Source organism: Alteromonas sp. G5_S2_22_S1 (assembly GCF_054968525.1).
Genome location: NZ_JBQKUJ010000011.1, coordinates 149,124 through 162,399, shown reverse-complemented (window position 1 = coordinate 162,399; position 13,276 = coordinate 149,124). Strand labels below are relative to the sequence as shown.

At 44.6% G+C, this 13,276-nt stretch carries 9 protein-coding genes; 3 read left to right on the top strand and 6 right to left on the bottom strand.

All coding sequences use genetic code 11. The features are described from left to right. Nucleotides 1-38: 38 nt before the first annotated feature. The 4 genes from ACTRWF_RS13185 to ACTRWF_RS13170 all read right to left on the bottom strand — a co-directional run bounded on the left by ACTRWF_RS13185 (nucleotide 39) and on the right by ACTRWF_RS13170 (nucleotide 7,480). Nucleotides 39-638 carry a PEP-CTERM sorting domain-containing protein gene (locus ACTRWF_RS13185; RefSeq protein ID WP_012518813.1) on the bottom strand — a complete coding sequence of 200 codons (600 nt, stop codon included), beginning with the start codon at nucleotides 636-638 and terminating at the stop codon, nucleotides 39-41. A gap of 16 nt (nucleotides 639-654) precedes the next feature. Then, nucleotides 655-4,695, bottom strand: coding sequence for an ExeM/NucH family extracellular endonuclease (locus tag ACTRWF_RS13180; protein WP_462835681.1), 4,041 nt, complete (start codon nucleotides 4,693-4,695; stop codon nucleotides 655-657). A gap of 416 nt (nucleotides 4,696-5,111) precedes the next feature. Next, the gene (locus ACTRWF_RS13175; RefSeq protein ID WP_462835680.1) at nucleotides 5,112-7,031 is read right to left on the bottom strand and encodes a Cache 3/Cache 2 fusion domain-containing protein; all 1,920 of its coding nucleotides are present in this window, start codon (nucleotides 7,029-7,031) and stop codon (nucleotides 5,112-5,114) included. A 197-nt stretch (nucleotides 7,032-7,228) separates the two neighbouring features. Beyond that, a complete protein-coding gene (locus ACTRWF_RS13170) occupies nucleotides 7,229-7,480 on the bottom strand; it encodes a hypothetical protein (RefSeq protein ID WP_462835679.1) in 252 nt (83 codons plus the stop codon). A 156-nt stretch (nucleotides 7,481-7,636) separates the two neighbouring features. Between ACTRWF_RS13170 and ACTRWF_RS13165 the strand changes: the two genes are divergently transcribed. After that, complete coding sequence (locus ACTRWF_RS13165) at nucleotides 7,637-8,041, top strand: type 2 periplasmic-binding domain-containing protein (protein WP_012518817.1); 405 nt, start codon at nucleotides 7,637-7,639, stop codon at nucleotides 8,039-8,041. 66 nt (nucleotides 8,042-8,107) lie between these two features. Here ACTRWF_RS13165 and ACTRWF_RS13160 read toward each other — a convergent pair whose 3' ends face one another. Continuing rightward, on the bottom strand, nucleotides 8,108-9,016 hold the full coding sequence (locus ACTRWF_RS13160; RefSeq protein WP_462835678.1) for a LysR substrate-binding domain-containing protein: 909 nt from the start codon (nucleotides 9,014-9,016) through the stop codon (nucleotides 8,108-8,110). A gap of 132 nt (nucleotides 9,017-9,148) precedes the next feature. Here ACTRWF_RS13160 and ACTRWF_RS13155 point away from each other — a divergent pair, with 132 nt between their 5' ends. Together ACTRWF_RS13155 and ACTRWF_RS13150 are read left to right on the top strand one after the other, a co-directional pair. Then, the gene (locus ACTRWF_RS13155; protein WP_012518819.1) at nucleotides 9,149-10,303 is read left to right on the top strand and encodes an iron-containing alcohol dehydrogenase; all 1,155 of its coding nucleotides are present in this window, start codon (nucleotides 9,149-9,151) and stop codon (nucleotides 10,301-10,303) included. A 198-nt stretch (nucleotides 10,304-10,501) separates the two neighbouring features. Continuing rightward, nucleotides 10,502-12,394, top strand: coding sequence for an EAL domain-containing protein (locus ACTRWF_RS13150; protein ID WP_462835677.1), 1,893 nt, complete (start codon nucleotides 10,502-10,504; stop codon nucleotides 12,392-12,394). A 55-nt stretch (nucleotides 12,395-12,449) separates the two neighbouring features. Here the strand turns inward: ACTRWF_RS13150 and ACTRWF_RS13145 are convergent, their stop codons facing one another. Continuing rightward, nucleotides 12,450-13,121 (bottom strand): nitroreductase, encoded by a 672-nt coding sequence (locus ACTRWF_RS13145; protein WP_012518821.1) that lies wholly within the window; start codon nucleotides 13,119-13,121, stop codon nucleotides 12,450-12,452. Nucleotides 13,122-13,276: the final 155 nt, after the last annotated feature.

The window sequence follows — 13,276 nt, the reverse complement described above, 5'->3', positions numbered from 1 at the left end:
CAGCACTTGGCTGGGCTTAGCTTTTAAGTATTTAAGGTTTACTGCTTTGCACGTTTGCGTGCGAAAACCATACCGCCTAGAGCTAAAAGAGATAGCGCAAAGGTACCTGGTGCAGGTACTTGGGCGATTTCAAAGCTTGTGCTCTCAGTTGAAACGTTTGGTAAAGCAACCCCGCCGTTATTGGTTATCACCGAACTTACAGGTGATAACTCTACAATGCCAGCATTAAGCGCTAGTAAATTGAACGAAAACAGTTCGACAGTACTTTTACCATTTTGCGCAAATTCAGCACCTTCAAATAAAGGAACTATCGCGGCAAGAAATGATTCAATTGAGATAATACTTAAAGTACTTTCGGTGCTTCCATTAGTACCTACAACTGGCTGATTACCTAATGCGCCTAAGTCAAAGATAGACGAAACATCAAGGCTTAAAAGTGTACTATCGAAATTAAAAAGTGCGTTATAGCCATAAAAGTAAGTCTGAACGGCGTTATCGTCGATCAACTCAGTTGCACTTACCGTGGCCATTATTGTTTCGCCAACGCTATAAGTGTCTTTATCTGTTGTAATCGAAATTAGTGCTGCGTTTGCGTTGAAAGTAGCGACAGCCATTATTAGTAAAAAGAATTTTTTCATTGTTATTTTCCTAAAATTAAATTGCACAGTTAGCGCGTGTACACATCGCCATTAATGCTTGAATATCGAAGAAGCTGATTTGGCCGTCGCCGTTAAAATCGTAGCTTTCAGCCGTCGCTTGCCCTTGTAAAAACAGTTGATAGAAGGCCATGATATCGTTGTAATCGACATCGTTATCACCATCAAAGTCTCCTACTGTCACTTCTTCTGGGAAGTTAAGCACAACCACTACCGGGTCATGATCTGACGAGCGATAAGCATCCGCGCCATAATAGCTAGAAAGCTGAGTTTCTGATTTGAATTCAACGTTATAGTCGAACACGCGAGGTTCATCGGCATTGATGTGCCATACCGTTGCGTCTACCACATATTCAGTTAACGATGGACTTGATAAAGCGTGGTCGAGATATCCCATTTCGCCGCCGAAGCTATACGAATAAGCACTATCGCCATCAAAGAAGTTAACTAAGTTACTGTAGCCAGCCTCTTCAAGCGCAAGGATAGGCTCTTCCTTCGCATAGGCATTTAAATCACCCATTACGATAACGCGGTCAGACAAAATATCGCTGTTTTGCTCAACAAGTGAAATAATGCCTTGTGCTGCTTGAGTACGCAGTTCGTTCCAGCAGCCTTGGCCGTCACCTAAATCGGCATTGTTACCCGTAGCACTGCCACAGCTTCCTTTCGACTTGAAGTGGTTTATCGCTAAGGTAAAGTCTTCGCCATTGCTGTTCACACTAAAGCTTTGTAGTAAAGGCTGACGGTTACCATAGTCAAACGGTGCGTTAGATGAAGTAACAGGGTTACCCTGAAGTGAAACTACCGCTGGCTTATAGATAATGCCTACAGCTATTTCATCTCCGCCTAGTTGAGACTCTAATGCAACATAGCTGTACTCATCGCTGCCTAGTTCAGCGTTAACGCTGTCAACTAATGTCGCAATCGCCGATTCACTGCTATAGCCATCGTTTTCAATTTCAACAAGGCCAAGTACATCGGCATTCATCGCTACAATAGCAGCAATGGTTTTCACTTTCTGACGTTCGAACTCGGCAACTGAATCTGCGCCGCGAGGGGTCGGGAACTCAGGGCCATTGAAGTAATTGAGCACATTAAAGCTAGCCACTTTTACATCACCGATAGCATTTAGCTGTGGTGCAGCAATTCGTGGATTAGTGCGCACGGTTTGAATATCACCAACAGGGATGAGGTTGTAAGCACCAAAGGCATAATGTAATACACCTTCTAAGGCCTCAACACTGTCTCCCAAACGCAGTGGGTTGTTATGCGATAATCCGCCAACAGGGAAAGGAATATCATCCAAATTCTGTGATGTTTTTCCGTCATCAACCAATAAGGTGTTTCGTGCATTGGCTTCAGCTAGCGCCAACGCTTCTTGTGAACCTGCTACAAACTGGTTAGTAGGAATCATTAAGCGCTGAGACGACACGTTGAACTGACCGTAGCGACCAAGATTGTAGATATCAGAGACTTTGAGCGTTTGCTCAAAACTAATATGCATGCCCTCTAGTGCTTCTAAATCAGTACCCGGGCTAAACGGCATAGCAACTGACGTGTAAAGCACGCTGCTACCAGACCCCGTAACCTCTACATCCGCAGATAAAGCGATTTGAGTTACACCAAAGCGCTCACCTACTGTACCTTGTAAACGCACCGCATCGCCCGCTACAGGTAGGCTAAATGAACCTGCGTAAACAAACACACCCTCAGATGTTGATGTATTGTCATCCGAATCAGCTGCTTCTTCCTGAACGAAAAACCCGCTCATATCAGGCACCACTTTTGTGACGACCGCTTCAACAATGACATCACTGCCAATAAGTGCCGACTCCTCGCCGTCGCCTTGAATTGCGCTGATGAGTACCACTTCAGGAGTGGGATCCGTTGGGTCGGTTGGGTAGGTTGGGTCTGTCGGGTCTGTCGGGTCGGTTGGGTCAGTAGGTTCACTTACTGAACCGTTATGGGAGCCAAAATTACTTAGCGTATCCTTAGGAAAGCTATCCCACTCATCAGTAGTAAAAGCAGGGTTTCGGTTAGCGTTTCCGCCTGTCACGGAACTCTTACGCACTAACGTGACGTCTTTACCCCAATTAGTCCTAACGCCGTAAGTACCTAGTGCATCTACCACTTGGCCGTTGTATACCAACTCAACGTAATCGTCGCCGTTAAAATTTATTACGAAGCTGCTAAGGGTAGAACCACTTGTCAGTAAGGCATCGGCATCTGCATGAGCAAATGTTGCCACACCACCTGCAGGAATTTCGCCTTCTAGCGCTAAAACTTTACGGTCTGCATCGGCGGTATCGCCGTTTGAAAGTAGTACCAACTCATAGCCAGATAGGCTTACAGGCTGAGTAGAACTATTGAAAAGCTCTATCGCTTTGTTAAAGCTACCACCCTCAATATACTCTGAAATGTAAACGCTATTGGTTGATGGTGCTGTGTCGCCTCCTGTATCGCCACCTGTGTCACCACCGGTATCACCACCTGTGTCACCACCGGTATCACCACCGGTATCACCACCTGTGTCACCGCCCGAGTCTCCGCCTGTGCCATCGCAGCTTTCGTTGAAGATAAGCGAGGCCAGTTCCGGCTTGTCAATAAACGGGTTTCGATTACCTTGGAATTCATAAACGCGTTCATTACGGCGACGTTCGAATTCATCTACTGGGTCGCTTTCATGCCACTGAAGCAAAACACAAAGCTTGCCGAAGGCCGCTTCGTCAGTAGTGGTTAAGCGATTCAGCAAGACTAAGTCTTCTTCCGTATCACCCGCGGTATTGCCATCGTATCGCACATCCATGTAAAGCATAGAGCGCGCAACGTCACCTTTTACCGCGTCACGTGGTTCAAACGAATCACTGTCTACGCGGTTTGCTGGCGCTTCATTAAGTTCGTTATCGCTGAAGTCAAAATCTAGATTCCCGCGTGAGCTGTTAACTGAAATGTCAGTAGGACGTAGGTGCAGGATGTCGCTATAAGCCGTTAAACTTGTGCTTGAGAAGCCATGACTTTTCGCCCAAACATGCTCGCGGTTCCAATTGTCTTGGTTAGTACTTTGACTACCGCTTCCGTTAGTAAATTTATCTTGCGATATGCCCTTGTAAAACAAAATGACGTTTTCAGTATTTGAAGGGTCTTCATCAGTGTAAGTTAACGCGGTCCACACCTCTGAATACGATAGCGTACGATGGCCATTTTCAATGATTGTGTGCGTTGTTTCTTTTAATGTTTGTGCACTTTCACCATTGGCAATGGCCGTATCGAGCGTGGCGTAATAGTCTGAAGCAACAAAGTCGCTCGCTAAATTAATCGCTTCTAGATCTGGACAGTTAAAACAGGTGCCGCTTAAGAAAAGCAGTTCGCCTGAAGGTTCACCGCCCTCGTCAGGTGTATCGCCGCCGTCTGTCGCCCCAGACGAGCTAACTGAAATGCTTTCAAGGTTGAGATACTCGGTTCCTGCGTTGTTTGCCATAGCAACTTTAAGAACAAGGCTGTTCCCGCTGCCAATAGCAGCCGAAACGTTGCCGTTCTCAAAATCGTCTTTTACTGTGTGGGCACTACCAGCAATAGGCGCAATAAGTTCAAACGCCCCACCGTCGATGGAATAGAAAACGTCAATATAGTCAGCCTCCTCCATGGTACCGCTTTTAGATAACAAAGCGTCGATAATAATGTCACCCTGACCAGTTATGTCTATAGACTCACTTTGCCACACCACTTCGCCATCAACATCACGCGCTTGCATTGCGCCATTTGCTACGCGAAACCAGTCTGACGTTGCCGTTAATTCACCCGTGGAAACATCAATTGACCAGCGACTGACATCTTCAATAGTGACATTAGTTCCTATTTCGATGGGGCCAGTGGCGCCCTTGCCTTGCAGCTCACTGGCTTCGAAATCTTCTTGCCATAGCGTATCTGCACCTGCGTTTAGCGATATTACGCCCAAGGATAATGCCCCGGCTAATAGTGCATTAACCACTTTTGCTGATTTTCTCAGCGTGTACTTTTGTGTGTTACCCTCATTAATCATTTTGCTTTCCGCTTTTTGTATAAGGAAGGTATAAATTCATATACATACGTATACACAGCAAGCAGTTAACGAAAATAATAATATAAACGTCACACTTCAATAAATTCATAAACTTAAGCGTTTAAAATAAGTTTACTTGTTTATTAACTCTACTGAACCTTGGTACAGGGGAAGTTGATTTGTCACATATCTAAAATGTTTCAAAATTGAAACATTTAAATGGTTTATCGTGGTGCATATTACCGTTTTATGCACAAAAAAAGAGCGCACATCAGGCGCTCTTTTTGGCGTTATTTATTAAATAGTTAAGACGAGGCTGCCTTTACCATACCTTTATTTTAATGCTCAGAATGTAAGAAGCTCCCAACGATTTTTTGAGACGCAAGTTTCCGCCCCATACATTGCTGCGCTATCACTTAAAAGTGATAACGGCGCAGCTGCATTTGCATTTCTTTTATTTGCTGAACTAGGGCGTCACAGTTATCAACCACTTCTTTTGCGTAATCACTATTCGCGTTGCCTACAAGCTGAATACTATTTAACCCTTTGTTTACATCATCAGCCACCGAGGTTTGGCCTTCTGCCATCGTCGAGGCATCTTGGTTAAGTGCGGTAATGCGCGCGACCGCGTCTAGCGCTTGCTTTAACGAATCACCGGCGTTTTTAGTCGTTTCCACGGTTTTAAACGCTGTTTCTTTGTTTTGCTGCATTTTTTCAGAGGCCACACGGCTGCCCTGCTGTAACCGTTCGATCATAATACGAATTTCTTCGGTCGAGGATTGCGTTCTACTGGCCAAAGAGCGTACTTCATCGGCCACGACCGCAAACCCCCTTCCCTGCTCACCCGCCCGTGCGGCTTCTATCGCAGCGTTTAACGCGAGAAGATTCGTTTGTTCGGCAATATTTCTAATTACTTCCATTACACCGCTAATTTCTTCGCTTGCCTGCGCTAACTCGGCTATCACCTGCACAGAAGCGTCTACATCATTCGCTTGCGATTGAATATCATTAATGGTTTCAGCCAACACGCTCACGCTACTTCTTGTATCTTGATCGGCCGCGTGCGCAGCTTCACTTGAACTGCGTATTGTCGAAGACACGGTTCTTGCGTTTTCTTGCATTAACGAAATAGCATTGTCTATTGAGTCAGATTCCTGACTAAGCTGAGAGACAGACTCTTGTGAACGCATGGCGGTAATATTGAGAGCTTCTGACTTGGCCAACATATGGTCAGTGGCCACATCGACACTTTGTAGCGTGTCTTGCAGTTGACTTAAAAGGCCATTAAATGCGCGGGCCATGATGCCAAATTCATCACTCCGGGAGGCTTGAAAACGAAAGGTTAAATCTCCTTCGCCTGAAGAAAGGTTATTCACTACACCAATAAACTCATCTAGAGGCCGTCCGACAATATATTTCACTAAAAGCCAAATGGTAATAAGCACACCAGCACTGGCTAGTACTATCTTAAAAACCACGCTAAGAACGGCATTTCTTACCATTGCAGATTTTTCCGCGGTAGAAGCCGTGAGAATGATGTCATAGCCCCATGGAGAAAAAGGAACCTCCGTCACCATCCAGTTGTCATTGTTCGCTAGCGCATTAGCAACTTCTTTACTATCCACGTGGGATGAATGCATTCGAATATTGCCCTTGGCATCGCGTAGCGCTACAAACCCCTCTTTTAATACGTGACTTTGCTTTATTGCTTGCTCGAGCACCTGCAAATCGGCGGAATACCCGACGTACCAAATACCAATAACCTCGCCGGCGTCATTAAACATGGGCTCATAACCGGTAAGATAGGGACTGCCAAGTATATCGACTGCACCGTAGTAAGCCTGTTGTTGGTTTATTTTCTTAATGGCTTTGCCATTTGGCGCTAACTTTGTGCCTATGGCACGTTCGCCATTTTTTATCACGTTAGTGCTAATGCGAATATAATCGTCACCAGTCTTACTGAAAATGGTAGCCGTGCCGCCCATAACCTCGGTTAAGCTATCCACTAAATCGAAAGAGTTGGCCTGAGGGGCCGAACCTAATCGCACCTGGCGCGCCTGTGTATTCTTCACACTTACATAGTCACCTTGATTTGGCACGCCAAGCGCGTCTGCGCGCAGTTTAAGCAGCGACATACTGCTTTTTACACGCTCCAGCATTATGGCATCGGTGATCGTGAGAATATTTACCAGCCTATCCGCAGTATTGGATTTTTGTTCTTGGACCTGATCAGATATAGTTGACGACCTTGTTATGACCGTCGCCGTAGCGACTATTAACGCGAGCAAAGCAATGACAGCAGAGATAGAAAATAAAAACTTTCTTTGAATAGACATGTATGTTCTCAGTTTAACAAGGTTTAAAACTCTTCACTCCTTTGAGTAGCACTAAATCCAACGACCTAATAAAAAGCCAGTATTACACGCAAAATTGCCTTTATTGAATTTAGGCTATTTTGACATTAAGGCAAATTATCCAATCGTTTATAATTTCATGAAAAATTGAGAATTTGACAGCCTATTAACGTCTACAACTACTTCATGTGAACTTTCCCACCCACGATTTTAAATGCCTGCGCGCCCCGAATCATTGCGTTTCTAGCAAACTGCCCTTTGCAGGACGGGCAAATACCCTCTTTTTTGGTGTAATCCTCAACAATGCGCTCTTTGAAACATTTAACTAAGGCCCCTTTGCCGCCTTTACGATACTTAAACAACTGAAACTTACACTTAGCGCAATAAATTTGTACGGTTCTTACGGGACCTTTTGGGTTAGGTTTTGCCATAGCTAACTTAGTTGCTCCATTTTTAAATTTCATCTTTTGTCGAAGTGCGACAAATTACTAATCTTGGTTATACTCTATATTGGGTAGTCCGCCCTAGTGTAACAACGACTCCTCAACACAGCATCCGTTGTCGAGTAGCGAATGAAGGTAATATCAATGAAGATAATTGCAGCCCTGTGTTTTTTGTTGTCAGCCCCACTCTATGCCGGTACCGCAGTAATTGTTAACGCTAACAATAATTCTGGAATAGACATCGATACGGTAAAGAAAATCTATTTAGGTAAGGTAAAAGCGTTTCCTGACGGCAGCCGTGCTATTCCGCTTACATTTGAACAAGGCAATAACACAAGAAACGCATTCAATAATAATGTACTGGGTAAATCTGAGTCTCAATACTCTGCATTTTGGTCAAAGCTTGTTTTTACGGGTAGGGGTACACCACCAGAGATGATAGCGACCGAAGACGAAATGCTTAACCTTGTTGCTACTAACCCAAATACCATCGGCTTTATTGACGAAAGTAAAGTGGACAGTAACGTCAAAGTAGTGGGTACATTTTAGGTAGTTTCACATTTGCAGTAAAAGCGACGCCACATTATTTATTCGCGTCGCTTCGATTCTGCTTATTCAATCGGGGTAGTTAGCGAAATGATTGATGTTGGCAAATGCCATAATCACGTCTTTAGCAAAATCTACCCTAGGATTGCCTAACGCCCCTTTCTTCCACACAAGATAAATTTCATTTTCAGGCCCGCTTTTACCAAGCGGTGTTAACTCGCCTTTCGCTATCCCTTCTTTACACAGATAGTCTGGTAACACTGAGTAACCAATACCGGCTTTTACAATGCTGCTTATTGCACGAATATCTGGGCATACAGCAGCAACCGGCGACTCGCATGGCGCGTTAAAAACCTCTGAAAAATAACGGCGAATCAGTGGAAGTTGCTCGTCGTAGGTTACAAGTTTATGCTGATTTAATAGCGCTGCGGTTATTTCTTCATCTTTGAGAAGTTTTCCTTGAACTCGATTCATAACCAGAATTAAACGCTCTTTATCTAACATTTGGTATTCATACATTGCATCCGTCGGTTCTGATGCGGTGATAGCAAGTTCGGCAACATCATTTTCCAGTAACGCATAGGTGTTTTTTTTATTGCCTGTATGAATAACTAAGTTCACCTTATCGGCCTGTAGTAGGTTAGCGAGCGCTGGCCCCGCTACCGAACTTAGATATTCTGCCGGCCCGGCGAGATGTAATGTGCCGTGGTCGGTGGATGCTCTACTGCGTATAGACGCTACTTTTTGCTCTAACGTATCAATATGACTGGCCACCTGAAGGGCTAAATCGTCGGCAATTGGTGTAGGCTCCACTCCCCGCGCTTTTCTCACAAAAAGCTCTTTGCCAACAATATTCTCCATGGCTTGGATGTGTGATGTCACTGCCGGCTGTGACATATGCAGGCGCGATGCAGCACGTGTAATATTCCCACTTCGATATACTTCTACGAAGGTTTTAAGCTGAGTTAAATAAGACATTACTCATTACCCATCAGATTTTTGATGACTCATACTAATTTATCTGACTTCTGCATTTAAGCCAATCACTCTAAGATGCCATCAAATTCTATACACAGCGAAATTCGCTAAATAATTAAGGACAGGCAACATATGCTTAATTTTACATTTAAAAATCAAACCGAAATTTTATTCGGCAAAGGCCAGCTTAGTGAAGTGTCTTTGCGCCTGCCGGCAAAAGCAAAAGTTCTGTTTTTATACGGCGGTGGCTCTATAAAAAAGAATGGTATTTACGACAAAGTTAATACCGCACTGGAAGGTGCCGACGTTATAGAGTTTCAAGGCGTTGAGCCCAATCCTGAGTTCGAAACCCTTATGAAAGCGGTTCAGGTTGCTCGCGAAAACGACGTAAACTTTATCTTAGCGGTTGGCGGCGGTAGCGTTATTGACGGCGCTAAATTCATTGCCGCGGCGGTAAATTTTGAAGGCGATCCGTGGGACATATTGATAAAAGGCGCGGCATTTGAAAACCCATTACCAGTGGGCGCAGTATTAACACTTCCTGCAACGGGCTCAGAGAGCAACGGCAATTCAGTAGTAAACCGTAAAGAAACCTCGCAAAAACGCGCTTTTTCTTCAGAAACAGTACAACCTGTTTTTGCGGTTCTTGACCCAGAATTCACGTATTCACTGCCACCGCGCCAGGTATCGAACGGTGTGGTTGATGCCTTCGTTCACGTAATTGAGCAGTACCTTACATACCCTGTGAATGCGCCGCTTCAGGACCGTTTTGCTGAAGGTATTTTACAAACACTGGTTCAGGAAGGGCCTAAAGCGCTGGCTACGCCAGAAGATTACGATGTACGTGCAAACGTCATGTGGTCAGCCACAATGGCGCTTAACGGGCTAATTGGCAAGGGCGTACCACAAGATTGGGGCACGCACATGATTGGTCACGAACTTACTGCGCTGCATGGTCTTGATCACGCGGTAACCCTAGCAATTGTCTTGCCTTCACTGATGTTCGTGCAGCGCGACAAGAAACAAGAAAAAATCTTGCAGTTAGGTGAGCGCGTATTTGGTATTAAAGAAGATGACAAAGACAAAGCTATCGACCTAACCATAAAAGCCGTACAGGACTTCTTCGAATCTATGCAGATTAAAACTCGTCTATCAGACTACGACATTGAAAAGTCTGCCATTGATGGGCTTGTTGAAAATCTAGAGCGCAATGGTTTGACTGCCCTTGGTGAACACGGCGACATTGACCTGGTAAAAGCCCGTGAAATCCTAACACTAGCCGCCTAAATAACGAGTTAAGTTGTAGTAGCGTGTGAAACTACGCACCTCGTTAAGACAGCAAAGCCTACGAGCTTTGCTGTCTTTTTTTTAACCTTGCACTTAGGTGTTTTTAATTGCCCTGCTGTCGCCCCCAGCCTGCTTCGACACTTGCTTTTTTGTAAGTTACGATTACAGTTGGTTAGAGCCTAGTTTACAAATGGAAGAATGCAGGTTATTAACTTATTCCCCTCCACAGTGAATATCACTGATCTACTCTCAATTCGCAGACAACGTGTTATTCAGATAAGCGTTGTAACCGGCTGTGGGCTATTTGCGTCACTACTTGCAGCGAGAGGGATAACCTTCGACATCTTTCTTGTGGGTATATTATCTTTATTACTTAGTGCAGTTCTCGCTTACAAGCGTTATGTGGCCACCAGCAGTTACCTTCTTCTAAGCGCCATGTCATCAATGTTGTTCGCGCTTTCAGCAACGGGAGCCGGCGTGTTTGATATAGCCATGCTTGGCTACCCTGGCGTAATTATTTTTGCGGCATTGTTAGGCGGCGTAGCGCTATTTGGCACAGTTCTCTCGCTGGTCCTGCTGCAATGTATCGGGCTTACTTGGCTAATTATGCACGGTGTAGTGGCCCCCCATCCTCCTGTACTCTCGTGGTCTCATCTGCTTTTCGTCATCGTTATCTTTGTTGTAACGGGCTTTAGCGTATTTGTTTTAGTTCAGGATATACGACGGCTAATGGCTTCGCTGCAGCGGGAGTACACAAAAGTCGAGCAGAATAGAGCCCATATTCAACACCTTGCGCACCACGACCCACTAACCAATTTACCAAATAGGGTTATGGGGGAACGTTTGTTTAACGAAAAACTGCGCGAGAGCGAAGAAAGTGGTTTGCAGCTTGCGGTATTGTTTATCGATTTAGATAATTTTAAGCCCGTCAACGACGCATTAGGCCATGCCGCCGGAGACCGTTTTTTACAAAAAATATCTCAAACTATTACCGACAACCTGTCAGCGAACGAATGCCTTATTCGGTTTGGTGGTGACGAATTTATTGTTCTCGCGGCACAGATAAAGACGCGCTCTCAAATTGAAAATTTGTGTCAGAACTTAATTCAATGGTGTTCGTCGGAATTTGAAGTACTACAAACAAAAATCGTTGTATCGGGCTCTATAGGCGTAGCGCAAGCGCCTTACGATGGCGTCAAGTTTAAGCAGTTATGCCGAAAGGCCGATATCGCCATGTATGAGGCTAAACGCAATGGCAGAAATCGCTTTGAGTTTTACGATGTGCGTTTTGACGAAGAAAGTGATGAAAAGTTTTCGCTAATTCAACGATTGCGCCCTGCAGTTCAAGCAAATGCGTTAGCGGTGTATTACCAGCCCCTCATCGATTTAAAGACGGGTAACATATGTGCACTTGAAGCCTTGCTGCGCTGGCCTCAAGAAGATGGCTCTATGATCTTCCCCGATAGATTTATCCCGCTAGCTGAAAGCAGCGGTCTCATAGACACGCTAGGTGCATGGGTTTTAAACCAAGCCTGTATGTTTTGCGCTAAGCAACAACAAAATGGTAATAGCGAGTTATCCATTGCGGTGAATTTATCATTTGCACAGTTCAAAGACGGTAATCTGCCACAAATCGTAAAGGGTGCGTTAGAAACTTCCCAGCTAGCTCCAGAACATTTAGAGCTTGAGCTAACAGAATCTATTTTGGCCGACGACAATGGCAATGTTATTCAACAGCTTGAGCAAATAAAAAGCCTTGGCGTTACGTTCGCAATTGATGATTTTGGTACTGGGTATTCCAATCTTAATTACCTTCGTACATTCAGTGCCCAAAAATTAAAAATAGATCGTATTTTTATCAATACATTGGGCTTTGACGAAAAAGATGTGCCCTTAGTCACAGCAATAATAAGTATCGCTGAAAGTTTAGGTATGGCAACCGTGGCAGAGGGTATTGAGAATGAAGCTGCGCTAAAAAAGATTACTGAAATGGGCTGTGACATTGGTCAAGGATACTATTGGAGTAAGCCTGTACCAGCGGAACAAATTGAAAGGCTAATTGAAGCGCAATCCCCCACTAACCAGCGGTAAAAAGTTATTAGGCTACGCCGGCTAGTGATATTGGAGCGTTGCTTTTACTGCCTATTTAAAAGCCATGATAAGTTACAAACTCTTCGTTATCGGCGCGGGTAGAGCGCACGTCATTAGCAGGAAAATCAGGGTCGGGATAGCCTAAAGCAATACAAATCATAATGGCTTCATCATCTGGAATGTTAGCGCACTGGTGTACCACTTCAGACTGCATGATACCCTGACCGTTTATCACACAACCTAACCCTAAATCCCACGCTGCTAGAACAATGCCATACGCTAGTGACCCTAGGCCAAATTGGGTTATTCCAGCGGGCTCTAGAGACCTATCATATGTGAGAACCAGCGAAACGGGTGCATCAAACTGCCTGAAGCCTCGCATCATCCAATCCATACGCTTTTCTTTGTCTTCACGCGATATTCCCATCACGTCGAACAATTGAATAGCCACATCAATTTGGCGCTGACGATGAATACCTTCGTAGTCTTCCTTATAAGGAAAGTCACGAACGTGCGGCTTACCTTCAAGCGTATTTTTGGTGTTGCCTTCGCGAATTCTATCGAGGACATCGCCAGTTACCGCATGAATTTTCCATGTTTGTGTGTTGTAAGATGACGGCGCCCACTTTGCGGCGTTGATAATTGCGTCTACCGTTTCTTTTGTAACGGGCTGTTTTGTGAACCCTCGTACACTTTTTCTCGATGCTGCAAATTCCGCAAAATTCATGAACGTCCTTAAACCCTATGTTTTTCAAGCCAAATTGTTAAAATAGAGTAAACAGTAGGACTTGAGTGTTCAATAGCGTCAGCACCTTATTAAGATTGTTTGTTTTTATAGATGTATATTCAACAACTCAAATTAAGGTGGCTTTCCCTTTTTAA

Coding starts and splice junctions, on each gene's coding strand:
- ACTRWF_RS13185 (WP_012518813.1), bottom strand. CDS start 638: ATGAAAAAATTCTTTTTACTAATAATGGCTGTCGCTACTTTCAACGCA.
- ACTRWF_RS13180 (WP_462835681.1), bottom strand. CDS start 4,695: ATGATTAATGAGGGTAACACACAAAAGTACACGCTGAGAAAATCAGCA.
- ACTRWF_RS13175 (WP_462835680.1), bottom strand. CDS start 7,031: ATGTCTATTCAAAGAAAGTTTTTATTTTCTATCTCTGCTGTCATTGCT.
- ACTRWF_RS13170 (WP_462835679.1), bottom strand. CDS start 7,480: ATGGCAAAACCTAACCCAAAAGGTCCCGTAAGAACCGTACAAATTTAT.
- ACTRWF_RS13165 (WP_012518817.1), top strand. CDS start 7,637: ATGAAGATAATTGCAGCCCTGTGTTTTTTGTTGTCAGCCCCACTCTAT.
- ACTRWF_RS13160 (WP_462835678.1), bottom strand. CDS start 9,016: ATGTCTTATTTAACTCAGCTTAAAACCTTCGTAGAAGTATATCGAAGT.
- ACTRWF_RS13155 (WP_012518819.1), top strand. CDS start 9,149: ATGCTTAATTTTACATTTAAAAATCAAACCGAAATTTTATTCGGCAAA.
- ACTRWF_RS13150 (WP_462835677.1), top strand. CDS start 10,502: ATGCAGGTTATTAACTTATTCCCCTCCACAGTGAATATCACTGATCTA.
- ACTRWF_RS13145 (WP_012518821.1), bottom strand. CDS start 13,121: ATGAATTTTGCGGAATTTGCAGCATCGAGAAAAAGTGTACGAGGGTTC.